The organism is Oceanimonas smirnovii ATCC BAA-899 (assembly GCF_000381965.1).
In the GTDB taxonomy this organism is placed as follows: domain Bacteria; phylum Pseudomonadota; class Gammaproteobacteria; order Enterobacterales; family Aeromonadaceae; genus Oceanimonas; species Oceanimonas smirnovii.
The window spans coordinates 30,033-56,132 of the sequence record NZ_KB908461.1; the positions used below are offsets into that span (position 1 = coordinate 30,033).

At 54.2% G+C, this 26,100-nt stretch carries 24 protein-coding genes and 1 tRNA gene; 8 read left to right on the forward strand and 17 right to left on the reverse strand.

From position 1 onward, the window contains the following. Positions 1-41 precede the first annotated feature (41 nt). Positions 42-1,199 carry a glutathionylspermidine synthase family protein gene (locus tag G364_RS0109870; protein WP_019934983.1) on the reverse strand — a complete coding sequence of 386 codons (1,158 nt, stop codon included), beginning with the start codon at positions 1,197-1,199 and terminating at the stop codon, positions 42-44. Between the two features lie 94 nt (positions 1,200-1,293). Between G364_RS0109870 and G364_RS17050 the strand changes: the two genes are divergently transcribed. From G364_RS17050 to G364_RS0109890, 3 genes are read left to right on the forward strand one after another with little or no spacing between them, the layout of a single operon-like run. Continuing rightward, the gene (locus G364_RS17050) at positions 1,294-2,013 is read left to right on the forward strand and encodes a DUF1190 domain-containing protein (RefSeq protein ID WP_083928715.1); all 720 of its coding nucleotides are present in this window, start codon (positions 1,294-1,296) and stop codon (positions 2,011-2,013) included. Positions 2,014-2,017: 4 nt separating this feature from the next. Then, entirely contained in the window at positions 2,018-2,917 is a 900-nt protein-coding gene (locus G364_RS17225) for a hypothetical protein (RefSeq protein ID WP_156816484.1), read from the forward strand. 10 nt (positions 2,918-2,927) lie between these two features. Beyond that, positions 2,928-3,650 (forward strand): hypothetical protein, encoded by a 723-nt coding sequence (locus G364_RS0109890; RefSeq protein WP_019934987.1) that lies wholly within the window; start codon positions 2,928-2,930, stop codon positions 3,648-3,650. 31 nt (positions 3,651-3,681) lie between these two features. On the opposite strand, the gene G364_RS0109895 is transcribed toward G364_RS0109890, so the two are convergent. Together G364_RS0109895 and G364_RS0109900 are read right to left on the reverse strand one after the other, a co-directional pair. Further along, positions 3,682-4,161, reverse strand: a complete 480-nt coding sequence (locus G364_RS0109895; protein WP_019934988.1) for a pyrimidine dimer DNA glycosylase/endonuclease V — start codon at positions 4,159-4,161, stop codon at positions 3,682-3,684. 132 nt (positions 4,162-4,293) lie between these two features. Then, positions 4,294-4,378, reverse strand: a tRNA-Leu gene (locus G364_RS0109900). Positions 4,379-4,553: 175 nt separating this feature from the next. On the opposite strand from G364_RS0109900, the gene G364_RS0109905 reads away from it, so the two are divergent. After that, entirely contained in the window at positions 4,554-5,048 is a 495-nt protein-coding gene (locus G364_RS0109905; protein ID WP_019934989.1) for an RDD family protein, read from the forward strand. A 65-nt stretch (positions 5,049-5,113) separates the two neighbouring features. Here G364_RS0109905 and lptG read toward each other — a convergent pair whose 3' ends face one another. Both lptG and lptF read right to left on the reverse strand, forming a co-directional pair. Continuing rightward, on the reverse strand, positions 5,114-6,184 hold the full coding sequence (gene lptG, locus G364_RS0109910) for an LPS export ABC transporter permease LptG (protein WP_019934990.1): 1,071 nt from the start codon (positions 6,182-6,184) through the stop codon (positions 5,114-5,116). Further along, positions 6,184-7,299, reverse strand: a complete 1,116-nt coding sequence (gene lptF / locus G364_RS0109915; protein ID WP_026344826.1) for an LPS export ABC transporter permease LptF — start codon at positions 7,297-7,299, stop codon at positions 6,184-6,186. Before lptF ends, lptG begins: the two co-directional genes overlap by 1 nt. Positions 7,300-7,452: 153 nt before the next feature. On the opposite strand from lptF, the gene pepA reads away from it, so the two are divergent. The 3 genes from pepA to G364_RS0109930 are packed head-to-tail and all read left to right on the forward strand — an operon-like array spanning position 7,453 to position 12,266. Continuing rightward, positions 7,453-8,964 carry a leucyl aminopeptidase gene (gene pepA, locus G364_RS0109920; protein ID WP_019934992.1) on the forward strand — a complete coding sequence of 504 codons (1,512 nt, stop codon included), beginning with the start codon at positions 7,453-7,455 and terminating at the stop codon, positions 8,962-8,964. 1 nt (position 8,965) lies between these two features. Continuing rightward, positions 8,966-9,409: a DNA polymerase III subunit chi gene (locus G364_RS0109925; protein ID WP_019934993.1), complete on the forward strand. Its 444-nt coding sequence runs from the start codon at positions 8,966-8,968 to the stop codon at positions 9,407-9,409. 4 nt (positions 9,410-9,413) lie between these two features. Further along, positions 9,414-12,266 carry a valine--tRNA ligase gene (locus tag G364_RS0109930; protein ID WP_026344827.1) on the forward strand — a complete coding sequence of 951 codons (2,853 nt, stop codon included), beginning with the start codon at positions 9,414-9,416 and terminating at the stop codon, positions 12,264-12,266. Positions 12,267-12,322: 56 nt separating this feature from the next. Here the strand turns inward: G364_RS0109930 and G364_RS0109935 are convergent, their stop codons facing one another. Continuing rightward, positions 12,323-13,621 carry a methyl-accepting chemotaxis protein gene (locus tag G364_RS0109935; protein ID WP_019934995.1) on the reverse strand — a complete coding sequence of 433 codons (1,299 nt, stop codon included), beginning with the start codon at positions 13,619-13,621 and terminating at the stop codon, positions 12,323-12,325. Positions 13,622-13,746: 125 nt separating this feature from the next. On the opposite strand from G364_RS0109935, the gene G364_RS0109940 reads away from it, so the two are divergent. Then, entirely contained in the window at positions 13,747-14,223 is a 477-nt protein-coding gene (locus tag G364_RS0109940) for a CAP domain-containing protein (RefSeq protein ID WP_156816485.1), read from the forward strand. An 18-nt stretch (positions 14,224-14,241) separates the two neighbouring features. On the opposite strand, the gene G364_RS0109945 is transcribed toward G364_RS0109940, so the two are convergent. From G364_RS0109945 to G364_RS0109995, 11 genes are all read right to left on the reverse strand, one after another. Next, positions 14,242-14,457, reverse strand: a complete 216-nt coding sequence (locus G364_RS0109945) for a glycine zipper 2TM domain-containing protein (RefSeq protein WP_019934997.1) — start codon at positions 14,455-14,457, stop codon at positions 14,242-14,244. A gap of 122 nt (positions 14,458-14,579) precedes the next feature. After that, the gene (locus tag G364_RS0109950) at positions 14,580-14,981 is read right to left on the reverse strand and encodes a hypothetical protein (protein ID WP_019934998.1); all 402 of its coding nucleotides are present in this window, start codon (positions 14,979-14,981) and stop codon (positions 14,580-14,582) included. A 47-nt stretch (positions 14,982-15,028) separates the two neighbouring features. Beyond that, the gene (rraB, locus tag G364_RS0109955; protein ID WP_019934999.1) at positions 15,029-15,382 is read right to left on the reverse strand and encodes a ribonuclease E inhibitor RraB; all 354 of its coding nucleotides are present in this window, start codon (positions 15,380-15,382) and stop codon (positions 15,029-15,031) included. Next, positions 15,379-16,128, reverse strand: coding sequence for a 1-acylglycerol-3-phosphate O-acyltransferase (locus G364_RS0109960; RefSeq protein WP_019935000.1), 750 nt, complete (start codon positions 16,126-16,128; stop codon positions 15,379-15,381). Before G364_RS0109960 ends, rraB begins: the two co-directional genes overlap by 4 nt. A gap of 73 nt (positions 16,129-16,201) precedes the next feature. Beyond that, positions 16,202-17,869, reverse strand: a complete 1,668-nt coding sequence (locus tag G364_RS0109965) for a methyl-accepting chemotaxis protein (RefSeq protein ID WP_019935001.1) — start codon at positions 17,867-17,869, stop codon at positions 16,202-16,204. A 126-nt stretch (positions 17,870-17,995) separates the two neighbouring features. Then, complete coding sequence (locus tag G364_RS0109970) at positions 17,996-18,688, reverse strand: hypothetical protein (protein ID WP_019935002.1); 693 nt, start codon at positions 18,686-18,688, stop codon at positions 17,996-17,998. A 238-nt stretch (positions 18,689-18,926) separates the two neighbouring features. Beyond that, positions 18,927-21,659 carry a preprotein translocase subunit SecA gene (gene secA / locus G364_RS0109975; RefSeq protein WP_019935003.1) on the reverse strand — a complete coding sequence of 911 codons (2,733 nt, stop codon included), beginning with the start codon at positions 21,657-21,659 and terminating at the stop codon, positions 18,927-18,929. Positions 21,660-21,916: 257 nt separating this feature from the next. Then, entirely contained in the window at positions 21,917-22,840 is a 924-nt protein-coding gene (gene lpxC, locus G364_RS0109980) for a UDP-3-O-acyl-N-acetylglucosamine deacetylase (RefSeq protein WP_019935004.1), read from the reverse strand. A gap of 96 nt (positions 22,841-22,936) precedes the next feature. Beyond that, positions 22,937-24,073 carry a cell division protein FtsZ gene (ftsZ, locus tag G364_RS0109985; protein WP_019935005.1) on the reverse strand — a complete coding sequence of 379 codons (1,137 nt, stop codon included), beginning with the start codon at positions 24,071-24,073 and terminating at the stop codon, positions 22,937-22,939. A 45-nt stretch (positions 24,074-24,118) separates the two neighbouring features. After that, positions 24,119-25,375 (reverse strand): cell division protein FtsA, encoded by a 1,257-nt coding sequence (ftsA, locus tag G364_RS0109990; RefSeq protein WP_019935006.1) that lies wholly within the window; start codon positions 25,373-25,375, stop codon positions 24,119-24,121. Beyond that, on the reverse strand, positions 25,335-26,099 hold the full coding sequence (locus G364_RS0109995) for a cell division protein FtsQ/DivIB (RefSeq protein ID WP_019935007.1): 765 nt from the start codon (positions 26,097-26,099) through the stop codon (positions 25,335-25,337). Before G364_RS0109995 ends, ftsA begins: the two co-directional genes overlap by 41 nt. Position 26,100 lies beyond the last annotated feature (1 nt).

A 26,100-nucleotide genomic window follows, 5' to 3' on the forward strand; every position in this document is an offset into this window, starting at 1 on the left:
AGTTTTACTTACAAAAGTTGAGCCCGTTCTGAGTTTACTACTCAGTCAAGAATAATATGAGGCAAGAATCGGGAAGTATCCTGGGTAATGGCTGTATTATCTTCACGTACACCCATACCTACCGCTTCATTGCCTACAACCCAACTGCCAATCAGACAGTAATTGCCAGCAAAACACGGCGGAGGAAACCAGCTTTGAATAATACATGGAGTGTGCTCATAGGGGCCATCTATCTGCATCTCGACTCCTGAAACGGATTCAACTGTAATATTGGCACCTTCCCTGGAAAATAATGGCTTTTTCACCCAGCGTTCGGGCCCATTTTTTACTTCTCCCTCAAACCATGCCGGCAGTAAGTTAGGGTGCCCCGGGTGACGCTCCCATAACAAGGGTAAAATCCCCTTGTTAGAAAGCACTGCTTTCCATATCGGCTCAACCCATTGAGTCTTACTCCCGGACAATTCGTTAGAGAAAGGCTCCTGAAAAATCCACTCCCATGGATATAGCTTGAATAACTGCTCTACAGCACGCCCGTCAAGATCTATAAAATGATCGCTGCCATTGACTCCTATATCATTAACAAACATCTTGACGGGTGCCAGCCCGGCTTGGCTGGCACAATCGAAGAGATACTCAATCGTTCCCAGATCTTCCTGATGACCACGACAACAAGCAAGATGAAAAGATTTTTTCTCTCTTCCTATCATTGAAAACCTTTCAATCAGAGCTTCTTGTAGTCTGTTATATTGATCAACGTTAGAAGGAAGGTCTCCGCTGGCGATTTTTTGTTCCAGCCACAACCACTGAAAAAAGCCGGTTTCATATAATGAAGTTGGCGTATCTGCATTATATTCATAAAACTTTGCTGGACCTGTTCCATCATAAGAAAAATCCATCCTTCCATATAATGATGGCTCCGAAGTTCTCCAGCTGTCAGAGATCAAATCCCGGGTATGCTCAGGAATCAAGAGCTTATCCATAAGAGACTCACTCTTGACCACTTCATCAACCAACTCCAGACACATAGCGTGGATTTCTGATGTAGGGTCTTCTATACCAGTCTCTATTTCATCAAGTGTAAATTTGTAATAAGCGCTTTCATCCCAGTAAGGTTCACCATCAATAGTATGAAAGTGAAATCCTAATGACTCTGCCAATTTATCCCAACCTGCTCGCGGCTTAGAATCTACTCGCTTCATCACTTCACTCCATTTGATAATGTAAAACAAGAGAAATTGACTAAAATTAACCCTTGCTATAGAATCCGTCAAAAAAATAGCACAGGATAGTAGCATGAGAGCAAGAAAAGGGTTAGGTGATACACTTAAAAAAAGCACAAAAAGGCAAAAAAGATCACAAATAGCAACTTTGATGATGATGGGTGCGACACCAATCTTCGTACTCGGATGGGATCCAGCTCATACTGAATATCACTTCTTCAATGATATAGAAAGCTGTCAAAAAAAATTACCTCAGAGTTATTGTAATGCGCTTAATAAAGAAGTGAAAAAACGCCATACAAGTATGGCTCCCAAGTATGACTCACTATATCAATGTGAAGCTGATTTTGCATATATCACTGAACCAGCCTGCAAGAATAACTGGTGCGACAGCTCTGTGATTAGTACCTGTGAAGCGACAGAGAAAGGAACTTTCAGCCCACACTATAATGGCTTTATGGTGACAACTGCTGTAATAACATCAATAGCGTCACAACGGCCATCTCCTGCGACTCTTTCTGAACAAGACCTGCAACCTGTATATCGTATGCCAGAAGGCTCTCTGGTCGGTGACGATGACTCTTTTAGTAATGGATTATCAAGCACAAACTATTATAGTTGGCATGCTGTTTCTCCGGGTGGTAGCTACCTTGGCAACCAAAGATATACAAAACCTGTTAAAATCAACAAGTTTCAGCTGGCTTCAGGTACGGAAAAAGCCTATCAAGGACAAGTCCGTCGTGGTGGTTTTGGTGGTACAGCAAGAAGAACCATGATTTCAGTAAGGGCATAAGCCAATGATTATAAATAAGATATATATATTTATTTTTTTGTTAGTAACACCATATACCATTGCCGGAGAGCCCTCTTTAAAAGAGTTAAGTGATGAGTTACATCTTCTTCACAGCAGCGCCGACCAGTCATTACGCTGGCGTTTACCAAATAAAAAAGAGCTTGTCTCTGCAGAAGAAGTTAAAATAAAACCTTCCAGCTGTGAAAAACCGATACCTTCACAAATTAATAAACCAGTGAGGTTTTTAGTTCGGTGCTCTTATACAAAATGGTTTGGCAATCATTTTGTAAAAAACTTCTCAACAAGCTCATGGAGCAAAATAAATGGAAAATGGAGTCCCGGGCAAATCATATACTCATATGAAGAAGCACCTAGATTGACAACAAGAAAAAGAACACGCATAGAGTACTCTTATCATGAGGGCGAGTTTAGCAGCCAATATGAATCTTTTATCAAAAAAGCATCCGCGTCTGAAGCAGAAAAATTAAGAAGGTTTTGGGATAACTGGCAAGGATGGCCAAAAGATGCACTAGAAAAAATAGAGTTCTGGAGAGAGATAAGCTGGCCTGAGGCACTGGTAGGCATTAAAAAAGACAGCAGCTTTTTTTTGCAATATGGTTCTGTTGCTGGTATCAGCTCAACACTTGATAAAATAAAAGAAAATAAAATACCTTCTTTTGCTGACGGCGTGATAAAGCTTGAGTCCGGCCCTCGACATTACGGCCCTGGGATAAAAAAATTGGGCCCTCCGGTTTTTCTTCTGCATTCCATGTCAGCAGATAATTATAAACACGCCTTGATTATAGACAGGAAAAAAGAAAATGACAGTGATGCTAATGAGCCACTAACAAACGTAGTAGGAAATAGTAAAAATCTGGTTATGAAATTTGTAACGCTTCCTTAAGGACTATAAGATGGACATAAAATTTCTGAAAAAAATAGACTCCCCAATAAAAAATAAGAGTCATTTTTATTTTGTCAGTGACCCTACCAACCTGGCTAGATTGTTTATCATATGGTTCCCTTTTGCATGCTCTTTGGTTTACGGCATTGTAATTTCGTTTTCTGAGACAATTTGGTTTGAGCTAAACTTTACAATCATTTTTTTATCATGGCTGGCTTTGTGGCTTTTATTAACACTCTCTACAATAATCATTGGAAATAGCCGCCATTTCTACTTGCTAGATATAAACAAAAAAACCATATCGCACTTAAATAAAAATGAAAAAAGAGATCTGGATATAACAGAAGAAGATGTAAAGTTATCAAATGAAGTCGTTTTCAAGAAAAGTGTTTTAAAAAAACCTTTTTCATCTGGGTGGCACCTGGATGCAGAGCCAGCTGCATTAACATCAATAAAAGAAGACACGAAGATAAAAACATGGAAAATTAAAAGTTTAAAATCTCACCTTAAAAGTAGTGATATCAAAAGTGCAGGAATAATAATAGCAAGTGTAAATGCACTCACATCATTTGTCTTCTTTTTAACTGACAGAACATGGCTGTTTTTTGCTTCTATGGCAGCAATGATTGTTTGCTTTTTTATTTCTAAAGCAACGGAGTGGCTGCTTGAGTCAAGAGACTACAAAAAGTTCCAAAAGTTACTGACAAAGGAAGCAGCACAATTTACTGAATAGCACGGCTCTATCGTACTATTCAGTATCAATTTCAGACGGAGTCTGCCGCACGCACCCAGTGCGGCACTTCCCGCCGGGTCCAACGGGCGAATTTCATTTTGTCGCCCAGATAAAAGTTGCGGTAGGCCTGCACGGCGTCGCCGGGCACCTTGTATTGATCGGGCATAGCCTGGGCAAACTCGGTAAGGCCGATGGCAGGGTAGGTAAACTGCTGTATTTTCGCCAGCACCGGCATGGACTTGTGATCCTGCTCTTTGCGGTAGCGATAACGGTACTCGGCGTTGAGCGCATAAGTCAGCTGAGTCAGCCACTGAAAGTTATCGTATGAGGCTTCCACCCAGAGCACGCTGGGGTGTTTCATATGAGTGGATTTGTAGGGAGTTTCAAACCCCTTTTTGTTCAGCGCAGTACACAATATTTGCACGCTTTCGAGGATCATCTTGACCACATGCTGATCACAGTGATACTCAGCGCAGCGCTCTATGTCATTGTCCAGTATAAAAATATTCACGCATATCATCCTGTTTGAACCCGGCATGATTGTGGCGGCGAATATGAAAGGGTGCAACGGCGTAAAACGCGAGGCGCTCAGCAAAAGCCGAACAGCAGGCACAAAAAAACCCGATAAAATCGGGTTATTTGTTGGTAGCAGTGGCCGGACTCGAACCGGCACGCCCGAAGGCAAGTGATTTTGAATCACTCATGTCTACCAATTCCATCACACTGCCACCGGTAAACTCATTATGAGTGAGCCAGAGCATTATACTCAGCCCCGCAGCGCCCGCAACCGGATTGTATGAACAACAGTGCCAACTGAGCATTATTTGTGCTGGGTGGCCGGGCTTTTTCCTGCAGCGGCTTTTGCTAGAATGCAGCTCTTATCGATTTAAAGGAACGAAACTGGTGGCTTTTTCTTATACGGGTTTGCCCCGGGCCGGGGTGATGCGTCGCCTGGGAGCCTGGCTGTATGATTTTCTGGTGGTGGTTGCACTGCTGATGGTGGCGGGTTTTATCTGCTTTGGCCTGACCGCTCTGGCGCTGCAGCTGGGCTGGTTTGCGCTGGGTGAGCATGAAGATACCGCCGCCCTGCTCAGTGCCAGCCGCTTATATCAACTGATATTGCTGAGTGTGGTACTGTTTTTTTATTGCTGGTTCTGGCGCACCAGTGGCCAGACCCTGGGCATGCGCGCCTGGCGGCTGCGCGTGCAGAATACCGACGGCTCCCGCTTGCGCCTGGGTCAGTGCCTGGTGCGCGCCGGCGCTGCCCTGCTCGGACTGGGTAATTTATGGGTATGGTTTAATCCACACAGCAAACTGGCGCTGCAGGATAAACTGGCCGATTGCGAGATGGTGGTGCTCACCAAAGAGCAGAACCGGGAGCTGCTGAGCAGGCAGTGAATACAGGGATCAGGGAGCAGGGAATGGGGAATCCCTACTCCCCACTCCCGCCGAAGGCTTCGCCTTCAGGCTCGGCGGTTAAGCAGAAACAGCGCTACACCAATAAATAGCAGGCTGGGGCCCAGAGCGCCGAGGATGGGCGGCACCTCATACACCAGACTGATGGGCCCAAACACTTCGTTGGCCACATAAAAGCCAAAGCCAAACAAAATGCCCATCAGCAGCCGGGCACCCATGGTCACACTGCGCAGCGCACCAAACACAAACGACGAGGCCAGCAGCATCATGGCAATCACCATCACCGGCTGCAGCGCCTTGCGCCAGAATGCCAGTTCATACAGGCGGGCATCCTGACCGTTATCTCTCAGGTAAGCTTCATATTCCCACAGGCCACGCATCGACAACTCATCAGGCTCAATGGCCACCACTCCCAGTTTGTCGGGCGTCAGGGTGGTTCTCCAGGTTCTGCTGGCCTCCTGAGAGGTCATAATTGACTCACCATGATTAAACAGGGTATCGGTGAGATTAAGCAGTTGCCATTCACCGTTACGATAGTCAGCGGTCGCGGCCTGAGTGATGCGCTGCAGCCGCTGCTCGTCATCAAAATAGTAGAGGGTAACATTGCTCAGGGTGCCATCACGTCGGGCCTGGCCAATATTAATGTAGGCCTCGCCATCTCTCGCCCAAACACCATATACCGACAGCACCACCTGGCCGCCGGAACGCGCCTGAGTACGTAAATCATCTGCTGCCAGCTTGGTGGCCGGTGCCACATATTCACCCACCAGCATGACTACCAGCATCAGCGGCACAGCCGTTTTAAGCGCGCTGGTCACAATATTAAAACGAGAATTGCCCGCCGCCTGCATCACTACCAGCTCACTGGAGCTGGCCAGCTGGCCAAGCCCAATCAGTCCGCCCAGCAGCGCAGCAATGGGAAAAAACAGCACAATTTCCTTGGGCATCGAGAGCAGCACGTAATAGAAGGCCGACAGCAGAGTATAACTGCCCTCACCCACACTGCGCAGCTGCTCCACATAGCGGATAATGGCCGATAACCCCACCAGTACAAACTCACACAACAGCATGGCCATCAGCACGGTGCGGCCAATATAACGATCGAGAATATTAAACATCAGGCCGCCTTGCTCCGTGTGAGTTTTTCCCGGGTACGATTCCACCAGGACGTTTCTGCCAGATTAAGCGGCAGTGCAACCAGCAATAAAAATGCCAGCGGCACAGTATAAAGTCCCGGTGTCGGCGGCAGACTGCCGCCTTCCATGGCCGAGCGTGAGGCGGTTTGCAGCAAAAAGTAAGCAAGATACAGCAAAATAGCCGGCAGCAGCTTGGCATAGCGGCCCTGGCGCGGATTCACCACTGCCAGCGGCACGACCACCAGGGTCAGCACCAGCATGGACAAGGGCAGCGCCAGCCGCCATTGCAGCTCGGCCTGCTGCTCAATATCCTCGGCATTAAACAATGCCAGGCTGGGCATGGCTTCAATGCGGCTTTGAGCCACTTCCACCTCTGCCGGTCTGATAAAGGCGCTGTACTCATCAAACTCCGCCACATCAAACTGGCGGGTGCCGGGCGTGCCGCTGTAGCGCCGGCCGTGCTCCAGGGTCAGCCACTGACCATCTTCTTTTTCATGCAGACGGCCGCCGTCGGCCACCACAATGCCAGGAGCACGCTGTGCCTGACCCTGCTGCACCACAAACAGCCGGTTAAGCCGGTTGCCTTCATCATCTTCTTCCAGCTCCTCCACGTAGCCCACAATGCGGCCGCCATCCAGGCTCATAAAGCGGGCTTCGCGCAGCACTGCAAAACCCGGATCGGCTTTTACCTCTTCCCGCAGCTGATACACCTGACTTTTGGTCCAGGGGTTAAGCCAGAGTGAGTTAAACAGCGCTAACGCTGTCCAGATAATGCTCAGCGTCAGGGTTGCTCGCATAATGCGTCCGGGCCCTATGCCTACTGCCTTCATCACTGTCATCTCACTGTCGGCGTAAAGCCGTCCATGAGCAAACAGAATGCCAATAAACAGGCTTACCGGCAGCATCAGAGTGGCCATCTCGGGCAGGTTAAGCAGTAACAGCCTGCCCACCAGTGCACCCGGGATTTCCCCGCTGGCAGCTTTGCCCAGTACGTCAATAAAATTCTGGCTGATAAAGATGAGCAAGAGCACAAACAGCACGGCCAGCTGTGTCTTCAGGGTTTCCCGAAACAAATAGCGGAATGCAATCACCGTCAATCCCAGTGTAAACTTGTCTTTTTTAATGGAAACGCTTAACAATAAGCGTAAAATCACCATTTTCGCATATTAACTGTGCGAAATACGACGCCTTTGCGATGTTCGTCATTATCGTTCATTCAGCGTCCATTGTCTTCAGGCTCAGGAGAATCCATGGAGTTCAGTGTAAAAAGCGGTAGTCCCGAGAAGCAACGCAGTGCCTGCATTGTAGTAGGTGTATTTGAACCGCGCCGGCTGTCGCCGGTGGCCGAACAGCTCGACAAAGTCAGCGACGGCTATCTCAGTTCACTGCTGCGCCGGGGCGATCTTGAAGGTAAGCCCGGCCAGACCCTGCTGCTGCATCAGGTGCCCGGCGTGCTGGGTGAGCGGGTGCTGCTGGTAGGCTGCGGCAAAGAGCGTGAGCTTGATGAACGCCAATATAAACAAATTATTCGTAATACCATCAGCACCCTGAATGAAACCGGCTCCATGGAAGCAGTGTGCTTTCTCACCGAGCTGCATGTGAAGGGCCGCGACACCTACTGGAAAGTGCGTCAGGCAGTGGAAACCACCCTGGCCAGCCTGTATACCTTTGATCAGTTCAAGACTAATAAGGCCGAGCCGCGCCGTCCGCTGCGCAAGCTGGTGTTTAACGTTTCCACACGACGGGAGCTGACCATTGGCGAACGCGCCATTGCTCACGGCCAGGCCGTAGCACGGGGCGTACGAGTCTGTCGCGACGTGGCCAATATGCCACCCAATGTTTGTAATCCCGCTTACCTCGCCTCGCAGGCACGTCAGCTGGCTGATGCCTGGGACAACATAAATACGCGCGTGATTGGCGAAGAAGAAATGGCCGAACTGGGCATGAACGCCTATCTGGCGGTGGCCCGCGGCTCCCACAACGAAGCCATGATGTCAGTGATCGAATATAAAGGTCACCCGGATCCCGATGCCCGCCCCATTGCTCTGGTGGGCAAGGGTCTGACCTTTGATGCCGGCGGCATCTCGCTCAAGCCTGCCGAAGGCATGGACGAGATGAAATATGACATGGGCGGTGCCGCCTCCGTACTGGGCACCATGAATGCCCTGGCCGAGCTGCAGCTGCCGGTGAACGTGGTCGCCATTCTGGCTGGCTGTGAAAACATGCCCGACGGCAATGCCTACCGCCCGGGCGACATTCTCACCACCATGTCGGGCCAGACAGTGGAGGTGCTTAATACCGATGCCGAAGGCCGTCTGGTGCTGTGTGATGCGCTGACCTTTGTGGAACGCTATGAGCCGGAAGCGGTCATTGACGTGGCCACTCTCACCGGTGCCTGTATTATCGCGCTGGGCCACCACACCTCGGGTCTGCTGGCCAACCACAACCCGCTGGCTCACGAGCTGCTTAACGCCTCCGAACAGGCCGGCGACAAGGCCTGGCGGTTGCCCATGAGCGACGAATACCAGGAGCAGCTGGAAAGCCCCTTTGCTGACATGGCCAACATCGGCGGCCGGCCGGCGGGCACCATTACCGCCGCCTGCTTCCTGAGCCGGTTTACCAAAAAGTACAACTGGGCCCACCTGGATGTGGCCGGCACTGCCTGGCAAAGCGGCAAGAACAAGGGTGCCACCGGCCGGCCGGTACCGCTGCTGACCCAGTTTTTGCTGAACCGGGCCGGCGCCCTGAACGTCGAAGAATAAAATGAACACCGGCTGTTTTCACCTGTTGACCAACGACGACGATACCCAGCTGCAACAGCTGGTGTGTCGTCTGGCTACCGACTGCTACCGCCAGAATCAGGGCGTGTTTATTTACACCACTGATCAGGCCATGGCCGAAGCCATTGACGAGCGCCTGTGGCAACAGGAGGCCGACAGTTTTGTGGCGCACAACCTGCAGGGCGAAGGCCCGCGTCAGGGTGCGCCCGTCATGATTGGCTGGCAGCCGCCGGCAAACGGCCGTGCCGTATTGATTAACCTGGCGACTGAGGCCCCGGCCTTTGCCCGCCGCTTTGGCCAGCTGCACGACTTTGTGCCGGCTTCCGATGCGGGCAAGCAACAGGCCCGGGAGCGTTTCAAGGCCTACCGGCAGGCCGGTTTCGAGCTGACCACAGCGCCGGTACCACCCCACACTCAAGATGTATAACACCATGGAAAAGACTTTTAATCCCAACGCCATTGAGCAGGCTCTGTACCAGCAATGGGAAAGCAAGGGCTACTTCAAGCCCCACGGCGATACCAGCAAAGATGCCTACAGCATCATGATTCCGCCGCCCAACGTGACCGGCAGCCTGCACATGGGCCACGCCTTTCAGGATTCCATTATGGATACCCTGATCCGTTACCAGCGCATGCAGGGCAAGAATACCCTGTGGCAGGTAGGCACCGACCACGCCGGCATCGCCACCCAGATGGTAGTGGAACGCAAGATCGCCGCCGAGGAAGGCAAGACCCGCCACGACTACGGCCGTGATGCCTTTATCGACAAGATCTGGGACTGGAAAAAAGAGTCCGGCGGCACCATCACCCAGCAGCTGCGCCGACTCGGTGCTTCAGTAGACTGGGATCGCGAGCGCTTCACCATGGACGAGGGCCTGTCCAACGCGGTGAAGGAAGTGTTCGTGCGCCTGTATGAAGACGATCTCATCTACCGCGGCAAGCGTCTGGTGAACTGGGATCCCAAGCTGCATACCGCCATCTCCGATCTGGAAGTGGAAAACAAGGACAAGAAGGGCCACATGTGGCACTTCCGCTATCCGCTGGCCGACAGCGTCAAAACCGCCGATGGCAAGGACTACCTGGTGGTGGCCACCACCCGTCCCGAAACCATGCTGGGTGACACCGCGGTGGCGGTAAACCCGGCAGATCCTCGTTACAAGGATCTGATCGGCAAGGACATTATCCTGCCCATCGTCAACCGCCGTATTCCCATCGTGGGCGACGACCACGCCGACATGGAAAAGGGCACCGGCTGTGTGAAAATCACTCCGGCCCACGACTTCAACGACTACGAAGTCGGCAAGCGCCATGGCCTGCCGATGATCAACGTGCTGACCTTTGACGCCGCCATTCGCGACGAAGCCGAGGTGTTCACCACCACCGGCGAGCCGTCGAATGTGTACAGCGCCGAGCTGCCCGCCGCCTTCCGTGGTCTGGACCGCTTTGAAGCCCGCAGCGCCGTGGTGGCCGAGCTGGAAACCCTCGGCCTGCTCGACAGCATCAAGGATCATGACCTGACCGTGCCTTACGGCGACCGCGGCGGCGTGGTGATCGAGCCCATGCTCACAGACCAGTGGTACGTGCGCGCCGCGCCTCTGGCCAAGGTGGCCACCGAGGCGGTGGAAAACGGCGAGATCCAGTTCGTGCCCAAGCAGTACGAAAACATGTATTTCTCCTGGATGCGCGACATTCAGGACTGGTGTATCTCCCGCCAGCTGTGGTGGGGCCACCGTATTCCCGCATGGTACGACGCGTCCGGCAAGGTCTACGTGGGCCGGGACGAGGCCGAAGTGCGCGCCGCCCACAATCTGGGTAATGATGTGGTGCTGAGCCAGGACGACGACGTGCTCGACACCTGGTTCAGCTCCGCCCTGTGGACCTTCTCCACCTTGGGCTGGCCTGAAGAAACCCCGGAACTGGCCACCTTCCACCCGTCCAGCGTGCTGGTTACCGGCTTTGACATCATCTTCTTCTGGGTGGCGCGCATGATCATGATGACCATGCACTTCCTCAAGGACGAGAATGGCAAGCCGCAGGTGCCGTTCAAAACCGTCTACGTCACCGGCCTGATCCGCGACGAAAACGGCGACAAGATGTCCAAGTCCAAGGGTAACGTGCTGGATCCCCTCGACATGATCGACGGCATCGATCTGGAGTCCCTGGTCACCAAGCGCACCGGCAACATGATGCAGCCTCAGCTGGCCGCCAAGATCGAGAAGCGTACCCGCAAGGAATTCGCCGACGGCATTGAGCCCCACGGCACCGACGCCCTGCGCTTTACCCTGTGCGCCATGGCTTCTACCGGCCGTGACATCAACTGGGACATGAAGCGCCTGGACGGCTACCGCAACTTCTGCAACAAGCTGTGGAACGCCTCTCGCTACGTGCTGATGAACACCGAAGAGCAGGACTGCGGCCAGAACGGCGGCGAGCTGCAATACTCGCTGGCGGACCGCTGGATCCGCGCCCAGCTGCAGGCCACCATCGCCGATGTACGCAGCGCCCTCGACGGCTACCGCTTTGACCGCGCCGCCAGTGCCCTGTACGAGTTTATCTGGAACCAGTTCTGCGACTGGTACCTTGAGCTCACCAAGCCGGTGCTGTGGCATGGCTCCGAGGCCGAGCAGCGCGCCACCCGCAAGACCCTGATCGAGGTGCTGGAAACCCTGCTGCGTCTGGCGCACCCCATCATGCCCTACATCACCGAGGAAATCTGGCAACGGGTCGCCCCGCTGGCCGGACGCGGTGGCGACAGCATCATGCTGGCCGCCTACCCCGAGGTAAATGCCGCCGAGCAGGACGAGCAGGCCATGGCCGATCTGGAGTGGGTGAAGCGCTTTATCGTGTCCATCCGCAACTTGCGTGCCGAGATGAACATTCCCCCGGGCCAGGCCCTGAGCGTGCTGCTGCGCCCGGCCGGTGACGACGCCCGCCGCGCCACCGACAACGACGCCTTCCTCAAGGCCATGGCCAAGCTCGACAGCATCACCCTGCTGGCCGCCGATGACGAAGCGCCGGTGTCCACCAAGCAGCTGATCGGCGATACCGAGCTGCTGCTGCCCATGGCCGGCCTGATTGACAAGGACGCCGAACTGGCGCGCCTGCAGAAGGAGCTGGGCAAGGTGCAGGGCGAGATCAAGCGTCTCGAAGGCAAGCTCAACAACCAGGGCTTTGTGGCCAAGGCCCCCGCCGAGGTGGTGGCCAAGGAGCAGGAAAAACTGGCCGATTACCAGGCCACCCTGGCCAAGCTGGAGCAGCAGCGCGACCAGATCGCCAGCCTGTAACTCTGGTTATTCAGTAGTGAAGAACAGCCCCGGCAAACGCCGGGGCTTTTTTATGGCTAAGACAGCACCGACACGGTTTTCTGCACTGCCAGTGCCCCTTCATGTATTTCATGCATAAAGGTTTCCACTTCGTGGGCCTGCTGCTTGCCCTGCTCTGCCACTCCGGTCACTTCCAGAATGGCCTGAGAGGCTTTTGCGGTCATCTGCCGGTTCTGCTCCACCACCTGTGCAATTTCAGTCGTGGCCTGGCTGGTACGGGCCGCCAGCTGGCGCACTTCATCCGCGACCACCGCAAAGCCTCTACCCTGTTCACCGGCCCGGGCTGCTTCTATTGCAGCGTTCAGCGCCAGCAGGTTGGTACGCTCGGCCACACTGCTGATGGTGGCAACAATTTCTTCTATATTCCGCGCCTGCTCATTCAGCTGATTGATAATGCCCATGGCCTGCTCCAGCTCCTGAGAGACCCGCGTGGAAAGATGGACCGAGGTCTGTAGTGTGTTATTGCCCTGCTCCACAATATGAGAAGTACGTACGGCTATTTCACAGGCCCGCTCGGAAGCCTGCTGATTACGGCGTGACTGCTGCACCCGCCGTGTAATATCACTGGCAAATTTAACCACCCGCTCTACCCGGCCCTGCTCATCGAGAATGGGGTTATAAGTGGCTTCCAGCCAGACTTCCTGTCCGCTGGCATTCACGCGCCGGAAACGGCCGGATTTATGCTCACAGCCCGCCAGCTCCTGCCAGAAGCCAGGGTGTTCACGGTAAAAGTCATCATCACAAAACATACGGTGATGCTGGCCCACCACCTGATCAAGCCGGTAACCCAGCAAAGATAAAAAGTTATCATTAGCGGTAAGCACAGTGCCGTCTACCGAGAATTCAATCACTGCCATGGATCTGTCAAGGGCCGCCAGTACAGAGCGCTGCCGCTGCAACTGATGCTGGTTTTCAGTAATATCACTGGCGATTTTCAGGATTTTTTCAACCCGGCCGTCCGGGCTCTTTACCGGAAAATAAATAGCCTGCAGCCAGATCTGCTTTCCTTGTGCGGTCAGCCGGGGAAAGCTTCCTTCCTGATGCTCACCACGGCGCAGCCGCTCCCAGAACAGCTCATACTCACGGGAGCCGGCCAGCTGTTTATCACAGAAAATGCGATGATGCCTGCCCTTAACCTGCTCCAGAGAATAACCCACCACCAGCAGGAATTCCTCGTTGGCATCCATCACCTCACCTGCCGGGCTGAATTCAATGACCGCCACATGCTCTCTCAGCGCCAGCTGTATTTGATTAAGTTGTTCATACTGGGTTTTGCAGGCCAGTAACTCCTGCTTTAATCTGCCACTGTTAAACATGTGAAGATCCTCTGCAGCCGCTCTGCTCAAGATATAAGAGCCAGACTTATCCCTTCTGTTTGCCACTACTATAATAGAGCAAATTGAACGCTGAGCACCGGATCACCACATTAACCAAGAGGATCATGATGCGCCTGCCTACACTGCTACTGGCACTTATTCCGGGTCTGTCAGCAGCCAATATCAGTCAGCATATTCTTGCAGCCCATAACACAGTCAGGGCAGAAGTGAATGCCGCGCCGCTGGTCTGGTCAGCCCGGGCCGAGCAACAGGCGGCCAGCTGGGCACAAGTGCTGAGCGGGCGCTGCGAACTCGAGCACAGCCGGGGTTCAGGTTTTGGTGAAAACCTGTTTATGGGAACGCTGGGGTTCTATAACGAGCTGGACGGAGTGAAGAGTTGGGAAGAAGAAAAGCGGTATTATTCGGGCCAGCCGCTGACACGGGAGCTGGTGCCCAGGGTAGGGCATTACACTCAAATGGTCTGGCCCGACACGCGGGAGCTGGGCTGTGCCACCAGCACCTGCAATAACATCATGATACTGGTGTGCAATTACTATCCGCCGGGCAACTACCTGGGCGAGCCCGCCTGGCAGGCCCGGTAAAAAGAGGACAAGGCCGGGTTATTTACCGGTCTGGTTACCGATTACGCCTCCCACTACGGCACCACCTATGGTGCCAACAGCACTGCCGTCGGTCAGGACTGAGCCGGCTACACCACCCACACCAGCACCAATGGCGGTGTTGCGGTCACGGGTAGACATGTTGGCGCAGGCGGACAAGCCTACCAGCAAGACTACTGCTGCCACACCCGCTTTTACTTTGCCATAAATCGCCATGTTTGTTTCCTCTGTGTTTACTGCAGACCTGAATATCTGCTTCCACCGTTAAGTGTATGCAGCATTCACTGTCACCGACAGAGCCAGACAGAAGCGATGTGCACAGCCCTGTCGCAGAGCATTCAGGTTGCCAGCCACAGCAAACGCACCACGGCCACGTTCGCCATGCTCACCAGCATCAGAAAACTGACATAGGTCATCACCAGATAGCGAAAATAGTTATGCCGGCTGTGCTGTATCAGCCCCAGCTTCTCCTGATGAGCGCGGTGAGCCCGCACTATTTTACCGAACAGGGTGAGCTCAAAGTGCATCAGCACCAGACTGATCAGGCTGAGCACTGTGCCCAGCAAGGGCGCTATCAGGATCCAGCCCTTAAGCACTTGGGTGATCTCGGGCTTGAGATAGGGAACCGATCCTAACAGCACCACCGCTATGGTGATCTGAAACAGCTTCTGCCAGATATGATCATGACGGTATTTATATTCATCCCATAACAAGGTGTGGGGATCCGGCGGTGGATACATTCTGGCTCTCCCGAAACGGTTGTGCGCTCCTGCCAGCTGAGAGCCTCTTACTCTTCAGACTCTTCGAAATAGGTGCCCCAGCCGTCATAGTCAACGCCATATTTCTCGGCAATGGGCAGCAGTTCTTCTATTTGCTGCATAATTTGCTCTTCATCAAGCGCGCTGTCAGATATGGCATCAAAGCATAACAATGTCTGCCCCTGCTCCAGCGTCAGCTCTTCGGCATCGGTCACCTCATAACCGGCCTTGAAGCAGTCTACTGCCGCCTTTTCCAGCCTGGCAAAGTTCTGTCCGGAGAAGTGATGCTCTATGGTGTATTCGGCATCGGGGTTACTGCCGTCGTTCAGCAGAGATTCTATGATGTCACGGGTTTCTGCCCGCCAGTCATTGCGTTGGCTCATGATTCAGCTCCGGATTGAGTAAGGAGTTCAGGACGACGGGCTTCTCCGTCAAGACGCTCAATGCGCTCGGCAATCTGCTTGCGACTGAGCTTAAGCAAGTCCCTCAGCTGGGCCGGCTCATATTGGCTCACATCAATGGGTGGCATGATGTCGATCAACACTTCGCCATTATCCCAGCGGTTCAGATCAACCTGGCCGTAATAGCTGGAGCAGGCAATGGGTACTATGGGTACCTGCGCCTGCAGGGCAATATGAAAAGCACCGGTTTTAAAAGGCAGCAGCCCCTTGCCCTTGCTGCGGGTCCCTTCAGGAAACATCCATATCGACATTTTACGGCTGCGTATTTTATCCACGACTTTACCGATGGTACTGGCCGCTTTCGCTCTGTTTTCCCGGTTAATCAGCAGGTTACCGCTAAGCCAGAACAACTGGCCGAACAAGGGGATCCAGAACAGGCTGTTCTTTCCTATCGCCACTGTGCGTGGTGACAGTACGCCCGGATGAGTAATAATGTCCCAGTTGGTCTGATGGTTGGCGATAAAAATCGCAGAATCCAGCGCCGTGACATGTTCACGGCCCCGGATTTTTACCTTCAGCCCGACCAGCGGACAGGCAAGATGAAACAGCCGGCCAAGCAAAAACACATTGTTCGGATGCCGGGGGCGGACCAGACACAACAGGGTTCCCAGCACAAACACGACAACCATGGCCAGTCCCAGCAACAGTATCCGCAACAGCTTTAACATGAACAATCCTCGCACGATGAGACACGGCAGTATACTGACCGTGTTTCAAGTGAACAAGGCCGGCAAGCCGGCTTCAGCCATGACCACCGGGGCCCTGCTCCAGCCGGAAACCGCTGACCGCCAGCTGCAGTTGCTCTGCCAGACTGGCCAGTTCACGGCTGGCGCTGGCAGTCTGCTCGGCACCGGCAGCATTTTCCTCTCCCATTCCATGAATGCTGGTGACATTGCGGCTGATGTTATCAGTGACAGAAGCCTGCTCTTCTACTGCGCTGGCAATCTGAATATTCATATCGTGGATCAACTGTACAGCCGCACTGATCACTTCCAGCGACCGCTCGGCCTCACGCGCCCGCAATACAGTCGCTTCTGCGCGCTGACGGCCACTGTTCATGGCAGCCCGCGCCTTGTCGGCATCAGCCTGCAAACGTGCGATAGTAGAGACAATTTCCTGGGAAGACTGCTGGGTTTGCTCGGCCAGATTACGGACTTCAGCAGCAACAACCGCAAAGCCCCTGCCCTGTTCACCAGCCCGGGCGGCTTCAATGGCAGCATTGAGCGCCAGCAGGTTGGTACGATCGGCAATTTCCTGAATCACTTCCACCACAGTGCTTATCTGCGTGCTGCTGTCGGCCAGAGACTGCACCACCAGACCGGTACTGCCAACATCTTCGGCCAGATATTGAATGTGCTCGACTGTCTGCAAGACCACCTGCCGCCCTTGTTCAGCGGCATCAAAAGCCGACTTTGCCGACTCGGCTGCCTGGGCGGTATGCTGAGACACTTCCTGCACCGTGGCCGACATCTGATTGATGGCCGTGGCGACCTGCTCGGTATCCTGTTGCTGACGTTCAAGGTTGGTGCTGGTCTGCAGTGATACCGCCGACGTTTCTTCCGCGGCTGAAGCCAGCCCGGAGCTCGACATGTTGATCTGGCCAATCAGCTTGCGTAGTTGCTCGGTCATGTGCTGCAGACGACCATATACCCCTTCGGCATCAGACTGAAAACGCAATCCGAGATCACCGGCGGCAACCGCACCGGCAATGCGTTCCATTTCTGCAGGCTCGGCTCCCAGCGGGCGCAGCACAGCACGCCGCAACACCCAGCCAAGCAGCAGGCTAAGTAATACCAGCAAGCCGGTCATGGCCACCATGGTCATGACCATGACCTGCTTTTTCTGCCGGGCGGTGACGATGTCCTGCTCCAGACGCACCAGCAACATAGAGATAAAGCGATCTACAGAGTCCTGTAATACCGCCCGATTCTGATCGTAGTCTTCATTGAACACCCGGCTCCAGGCTGCACGGCTCTGACCTGTCTGCATCAGCTCAATGGCTTCAGCCTCCAGCCCGGCCATGATCACCGTCGCCTGGCGTCCCTGCTCAAGCAAGGCCAGCTCCTGAGATGTCAGCTGCATTCCTTTCAGCATCTGCTCATTGGACTCGATGTGTCCATCGGGCCTGGGCCTGCGTCCCTCCGTCATATCCAGAATACGGTGATAGCGGCTCAGCTCCTCACCGGAAGTGGTGGATACATAATTACGGATAGTCGACGTCAACTCGCCTGACATGCTCCGCATTTCATTAACTGAGCTGAAGTTATCAAACTGCTTGTGCTGAGTCGCTTCCAACTGGCTCTGAGCTTGAAGCAGCAGAAACAACGCGCCCCCCAGGATCAGAGCAAAGCCCAGCGCCACCGTGATAATCAGCCGAATAATGGCCTTCAGGGTCATACTGCTGCCCATTTTTTCCTTCCTCATGATTGTGCACAATAAAAAATACAGACGGCACAGCTTATAGCTTCATTTAGCAAAATGAAAAAAAAGATTCACTTGAAACCTTTTCAGGAAGGTGGTATCAAACGGACAGCTTCAGAAGGTACTTTCTTGCTCAGCACCTGACATATCAACAGCACATGGCTCCTGACGCAACAACCAGCTCAATACCAGAATGCACAGTATCAGGAGTACAAAAATCAGGATCATGGCAGCCATGGCATAACGATGTTGCAGCCGTTCCTGCTCAATATTCTGGTCCAGCCGTTTCAGTAACAGCCCGATAAACTGATTAACCGAGCTGGTCACCAGCTCGCTGTAACTGTCGTAGTCGGCATTAAAGACTTTTTGTCGTGCCTGATGAGCATATCCGGCTTCAGTCAGTCGCAGCGCTTCGTCTTCCAGGCGAGCCAGTGTGAGCGTGGCCTGACGAGCCCGCTCCAGCAAACTTAACTCTTCTCTGGTCAGTGCCATGCTTTGCAACAGCTGTTCATTGGATATGGTTTTGCCGTTTACCCGGGCATGCCGCCCCTCGGTCATGGCGAGCACATGGTAATAAAGCGAAAGATCTCGTTTGGAACCAGTATAGGCGTAGCTGCGGACCCGGGCGCTAAGCTGGCCTGACAGCATGCGGATCTGATTAGCCGCTTCAAAATAGTCAAACCGGGTTTGCTGTGCCCGCTCCAGCTCACGCTGTGTCTGTAACAACAACCACAAGATCACGGCTCCCAGCAGCAACAGCCCCGGCACCAGCCACAGCGTCAGCCGCAGAGCTCCTTTATAATGCATATCTGCCTCTTTTTTATCCCGTTTTATTATTGTTAATCCCCTGCTCACGGGGCGAAAAATTATGGGCTAATTCGCCCTGAAGTGGAACCGGAGCCGGATGAATCAAGATAGGTTTGACGTAATATGCTTAAAGGGACGGAAGTGGCAGGAATATCGTTCGGCCAGGCTGTCATTCGTAACAGATAACAACAAAATGCCGCCTGTAAGGCGGCATTGATATTTTATGATGATGAGCTGATCAGCTCAGCTTGCCGTGGCATTGCTTGTATTTCTTGCCCGAGCCACAGGGGCAAGGATCATTGCGACCCACCTTTTGACCATCGCGCACAAAAGGTGCTGCCTCGGTGTCAGCGGTCTGAGCCGCCTGCTCACCGGCCAGCGGATTGTCTGCCTCAGCGTGGCTGTAGCTTTGAGCCTGCCGCTCGGCGGCTTCACGACGCTTTGCCTCAGCCTGATCAACATCTTCCTGAGACTGCACCCGTACCCGGCTGAGAATGCTGACCACTTCCAGCTTGAGGTTTTCCAGCATCTGGGTGAACAGCTCGTAAGACTCCCGCTTATATTCCTGTTTGGGGTTCTTCTGGGCATAACCGCGCAGATGAATGCCCTGGCGCAGATGATCCATGGCAGCCAGATGCTCTTTCCACAGATTGTCCAGGGTCTGCAGCATCACCGAGGTTTCAAACTGGCGCAGCACGTCAGCGCCCACCACGGCTTCCTTCTCTTCATAAGATTTGGTGGCTTCAGCCAGTACCCGTTCCAGAATCTGCTCATCGTGCAGTTTGTCATCCTGTTTCAGCCATTCTCCAATAGGCAGCTCCAGGGCAAAGTCACTTTGAAGACGCTGTTCCAGCCCGGATACATTCCACATTTCTTCCAGTGACTGAGGCGGAATATATTCATGTACCACATCAGTCAGCACATCTTCCCGAATCACGGCAATGGTGTCGCGAATGTCGCCGGAGTCGAGCAGCTCGTTGCGCTGCTCATACACCACCTTGCGCTGATCGTTGGCCACATCATCAAATTCGAGCAAATTTTTACGAATATCGAAGTTGCGGGTTTCTACCTTGCGCTGGGCGTTTTCAATGGCCCGGGTTACCCAGGGGTGTTCGATGGCCTCACCTTCCTGCATGCCCAGCTTTTTCATCATGCCAGTCACCCGGTCCGAGGCAAAAATGCGCATCAGGGCATCTTCCATCGACAGATAGAAACGGCTGGAGCCCGCATCGCCCTGACGGCCGGCACGACCACGCAGCTGATTATCGATACGGCGGGACTCATGACGCTCGGTGCCGATAATATGCAGACCACCGGCAGCCAGCACCGCATCGTGACGTACCTGCCAGTCGGCCTTGATGGCAGCAATCTGCTCAGGGGTGGCACCTTCGCCCAAGGCTTCAATTTCCGCCTGCCAGCTGCCGCCGAGCACGATATCTGTGCCCCGCCCCGCCATGTTGGTGGCAATGGTCACGGTACCGGCACGACCAGCCTGAGCGATAATTTCCGCTTCTTTTTCATGGAACTTGGCGTTCAGTACCTGATGGGGAATGCCTTCCTTGTTGAGCACACCGGAAATCAGCTCTGAGTTCTCGATGGACACAGTACCCACCAGCACCGGCTGCCCCCGCTCCACACAGTCCTTGATATCGGCCACAATGGCCTGATATTTCTCGGCAGCGGTCAGATACACCAGGTCACCCATGTCTTTTCGTACCATCGGTTTATTGGTAGGGATCACCACCGTATCCAGGCCATAAATATGCTGGAATTCAAAGGCTTCAGTGTCAGCGGTACCGGTCATGCCGGCCAGTTTGTCATACAGACGGAAGTAGTTCTGAAAGGTAATGGAGGCCAGCGTCTGGTTTTCGTTCTGAATTTTTACTCCTTCCTTGGCTTCCACTGCCTGATGCAGGCCCTCGGACCAGCGCCGGCCCGGCATGGTACGGCCGGTGTGCTCATCAACGATCACCACCTCGTCGTTCTGCACTATGTAGTCGACGTTACGCTCAAACAGGGTATGAGCACGCAGACCGGCATTGACATGAGCCAGCAGAGTAATGTTGCCGGCAGAGAACAGAGAGTCGTCTTCTTCCAGCAGGCCCATGCGCTTGAGTTCTTCTTCCACGAAAATCTGGCCGTTTTCGGTCAGCAGTGCCTGCTTGTTCTTTTCATCCACCGTATAGTGGCCGTCACCGGTATATTCCTCAGTGTCTTCCTGATCCTGCTTCACCAGTTTGGGGATCAGCGTATCAATACGCTTGTACAGCTCGGAACTGTCTTCCGCCGGGCCGGAGATGATAAGCGGCGTGCGGGCTTCATCAATCAGGACGGAGTCTACCTCATCCACCAGGGCATAATTCAGCGGTCGCTGCACTCGTTGCTCTGGAGAGAAAGCCATATTATCGCGCAGGTAATCAAAGCCGAATTCATTATTGGTGCCATAGGTAATGTCACAGGCATAAGCAGCCTGCTTCTCCTGATGGCCCATGCCAGGCAGGTTACAGCCTACGGTCAGGCCCAGAAACTCAAACAAAGGCCGGTTACCTTCCGCATCCCGGCGGGCCAGATAGTCGTTCACCGTGACGATATGCACTCCCCGGCCGGTCAGGGCATTCAGATATACTGGCAGAGTACCGGTCAGGGTTTTGCCTTCACCGGTTTTCATTTCGGCAATCTGGTTATTGTTCAGTACCATGCCGCCAATCATCTGCACATCGAAATGGCGCATGCCAAACACCCGCTTGGACGCCTCACGCACCACCGCAAACGCTTCCGGCAAAATCTGCTCCAGGGTTTCTCCATGCTCAAGACGAGTGCGGAACTCTACCGTCTTGCCTTGCAGCTCGGCATCGGATAGGGCCTCAAACCTGGGCTCCATGGCGTTGATTTCGTTTACTACCTTGCGCAGTCGCTTGAGCGTACGGTCGTTGCGGCTGCCAATGATTCGAGTGAAGAGTTTGGTAATCATGCTTGGCCAATTGTCATGTTGAAAAAATGCCCCGCGTACCGGCGAGGCCATAATTAGACGGTTATAAAGATCACATTATGCAAATGTAACCCGTTGGGGCATCGGGTAAAAGAGGTTGCCACTGAATACTTGTAAACAGAATATGGTGACGACAGACCAGCTATTCAAGACAATCGCTGAAAAGCACCGGGCAATACGACAGAAAACAGCATAAAAGAAGCACGCCGGCGCGGAGAGATGCCGGCGTGAGGAATTAATCAGGCAGGCTGAAAAGCAGTATCGTAATAGCGAATGGGCGACTCGGCACCTTCGTCACCAAAGGTGATCATTTCCCAGGCATCAGCCTGAGCCAGCAGCGCCCGCAGCAGGTTGTTGTTCAGGGCGTGACCGGTCTTGTAGGCACAGAATTCGCCCAGAATACTGTGATTGCACATATAGAGGTCGCCAATGGCGTCCAGCATCTTGTGCTTCACAAACTCGTCGGGGTAACGCAGGCCGTCCTCGTTAAGCACCTTGTATTCATCCAGTACCACGGCGTTTTCCAGGCTGCCGCCCAGGGCCAGGTTCTGGGAATGCAGGTATTCGATATCACGCATAAAGCCAAAGGTCCGGGCCCGGCTCAGCTCTTTGACAAAGGCAGCACCGGAAAAATCCAGCTGCAGATGCTGACTGCGGCCTTCAAACACCGGGTGTTTGAAGTCGATGGTCAGATCCATGCGAAAGCCCTTGTTAAAAGGACGCAGCTCGGCCCACTTGTCGCCGTCTTCCACCCGCACCGGCTTTTTCACGCGAATAAAACGCTTGAGCGCGTTCAGCTCGTGAATGCCACCAGACTGCAGCAGGTAGATAAAAGGATGAGAACTGCCGTCCATGACCGGCACCTCGGGGGCATCCACCTCAATATAGAGGTTGTCGATGCCCAGGCCCGCCAGCGCGGCGGACAGGTGCTCGATGGTGGATACCCGTACACCCTGATCATTGACCAGGGCGGTACACAGCATGGTGTCCTTTACCAGGGCGGCATCGGCCCGAATCTCGACCTGCGGTTCCAGATCGGTACGACGAAACACGATACCTGTGTTGGCCGGCGCGGGTACAAAGCGCATTTGCACCTTGTGACCGGAATGCAGGCCGATTCCGGTGGCCTGCACGGTATTTTTCAGAGTTCGTTGTCTAATCATAGGATTGTCCGTCAGTCAGATAGCCCGATTCGAACCATTAAAATGGCCCCATACTTTAGCATGCTTTTACCCGATTACGCTAATTCAGCGTAATTTTCAGTCAGCCTGCTTACGCAGAAAGGCCGGAATATCCAGGTAGTCCAAATCGGTTTTCGCCTGGGCGGTATCGCCCCCGACGGCTACCTTGCCGCCCTGCTCTTCCTGCGTTTCGGCCCGGCGCAGACCATTATCGTCACGGCTGTTACCGGACTTCACCAAGGTGATATCAGGCTTGCGCTCAGCACCAATGCCGGTGGCCACCACGGTCACGCGCAGTTCGTCGGTGATTTCCGGATCCAGTACCGTACCCACCACCACGGTGGCGTTCTCGGAGGCAAAGGCCTTGACCGCGTTACCCACGGTTTCGAACTCTTCAATGCTCATATCGAGACCGGCGGTAATATTCACCAGAATGCCCCGGGCACCGGCCAGATCCACATCTTCCAGCAGCGGGCTGGAGATGGCCTTCTCGGCGGCTTCCTCGGCTCTGTCTTCACCGGTAGCATGGCCGGTGCCCATCATGGCAGTGCCCATTTCCCGCATCACGGTGCGTACGTCGGCGAAGTCAACGTTGATCAGGCCCGGACGGGTGATCAGCTCGGCAATGCCCTGCACCGCGCCCAGCAGTACGTTGTTGGCGGCTTTGAAGGCGTCCAGCAGGGAAATGCCCCGGCCCAGTACCTTAAGCAGCTTGTCGTTGGGAATGGTGATCAGCGAGTCGACGTGCTTGGCCAGCTCGTTGATGCCCTGCTGGGCGTAGTTCATGCGCTTCTTGCCTTCAAAGGCAAAGGGCTTGGTCACTACGGCCACAGTCAGAATACCCAGCTCCTTGGCTACTTCAGCGACCACGGGGGCAGCACCGGTACCGGTGCCGCCGCCCATGCCGGCCGCAATAAATACCATATCGGCACCGTCGAGCAGATCGCGAATGGCGTCTTTGTCTTCCAGTGCTGCGTCACGTCCCACTTCCGGATTGGCGCCCGCGCCCAGGCCTTTCGTAATGGCGCTGCCGACCTGCAGGGTGTGATGGGCACTGGCATTGCGCAGTGCCTGGGCATCGGTGTTGATGGCGAGGAATTCCACCCCTTCGAGGTTTTCCCGCACCATGTGTTCCACGGCGTTACCACCACCGCCACCCACACCAACTACTTTAATGACGGCTTCCTGCTCGTGATCATTCATCAGTTCAAACATAGGATTAACCCTCTCTCCGCTTTGGTGCCTGGTTTCCTGCCAGGCTTAAAATTCACCACGCAGCCAGTTACCCACCCGCCTGAACAGGCCGGTGACACTGGACTTGCTGTTGTATTCCTGTTGAGGTGCTGACTGGTGCTCCTTGCCGTACTGCAACAGCCCCACGGCGGTGGAGTACACCGGTGTCTCAACATAATCCGATAGTCCCTTAATGCTGCCGGGCTGACCGATACGCACCTGGCACTGAAAAATCTGCTCGGCACACTCCACCAGCCCTTCAATCTGGGCGGCACCACCGGTGAGTACCAGGCCGGCGGCAAGCTGATGCTTGACTCCGGACTTTTTCAGCTCGGTCTGCACCCGCGCCAGTTCCTGATTGATCATGCCGAGCAACTCGCTGTAACGGGGCTCGATCACTTCCGCCAGAGTCTGACGCTGCAGGCTGCGGGCCGGCCGGCCACCCACGCTGGGCACTTCAATATTATCTTCCTTGCTCACCAGACGACTGAAGGCACAGCCGTGACGCACCTTGATGGCTTCCGCATCCAGCGGCGGCGTTCCAAAGGCATAGGCGATGTCACTGGTGACCGTGCTGCCGGCATAAGGAATCACCTTGGTATGACGCAGGGCACCGCCGGTAAACACCGCCATGTCCATGGTGCCGCCGCCGATATCCACTACGCATACACCCAGCTCCTTTTCGTCTTCGGTCAGCACCGCATAGCTGGACGCCAGGGCGCTGAAAATAAGCTGGTCTACCCGCAGTCCCAGTCGCTCCACACATTTCTCAATATTGCGTGCCATGTCATTGTGACAGGTGATGAGATGCACCTTGGCATGCATACGCACGCCCGACAGGCCGATGGGGTTTTTAATCCCCTCCTGAAAGTCGATGGAGTACTCCTGAGGAATAACATGCAGCACACGATGTTCGTCGGACAGACGCACCGACTTGGCCGTGTGAATCACATTGTCCATGTCTTCCTGGGTCACTTCTTCCTCAGACACCGGCACCATGCCGGTTTCATTACGGCATTCAATATGCTTGCCCGATAACCCCAGATACACGGAGGTGATCTGGCAGTCTGCCATCATTTCGGCTTCATCCACCGCCCGCTTAAGGGACTTGACCACCGACTCGAGATCGTTCACTCCGCCTTTGTCCATGCCCTTTGAGGCATGACTGCCCAGACCGATGATGTTGAGATCACCGTCCGGCAGCACTTCGCCCACCAGGGCGGTGACCTTGGCCGTGCCGATATCAAGCCCGACGATCAGATTTCGTTCCGCGCTCTTGGTCATTCTCTTCGTCCTGCTTCCATCCCACTGCCAGTCCGGTATCGTAACGCAGGTCGAGGTAAGCCACCCGCTCGCGCCCTATGATGCCCGGATAGACATTTACAAATCGTTGCAGACGGGCTTCAATGTCGTCCCGCCCCAGTATCAGCCTGACACCATCACCCAGAGTCAGTTCCCAGGAAAATCGTGGCGTCAGGTGCAGCCGGCTGATGTCATAGCCACCGGCTGCCAGCAGCGGCTGCAGCCGCCGGTATTCTTCGAGTACCTTATGAGCCTCGCCGTCAGGGCCCGACAGCTGGATAAGGTTCAGTTGCTGCCGGTCTGCCTCAAACACTTCGCCGTGAGTGTTGATCAGGGCATCATCATTCCAGAACGCCGCCGCCGGCTGCTCCACGATATAAACCCTCAGGGTATCGGGCCACTGCTTGCGCACCGAGGCCTGATAGACCCAGGGCAGTGCCTGCAGCTGCTGCTGTACCCTGTCTACTTCCAGGGTAAAGAAATTACCCAGTTCCGGCAGTGCCAGTACTGATGCACGAATATCGTCCCGGCTGACAAAACGGTGTTCACCCTGCACTATCAGGCTGTTCACCGGCACCTGGTTAGCCGCCGTGGCCCAGATCATGGCCTGCCACAGGCTCCACAGCAGCGCCCCCAGCACCAGCAGAAAAAACAGCAGGCCGGACAAAAAACCCAGCCGGGTTCGAGTAACGGCAGCTTCGCTCATA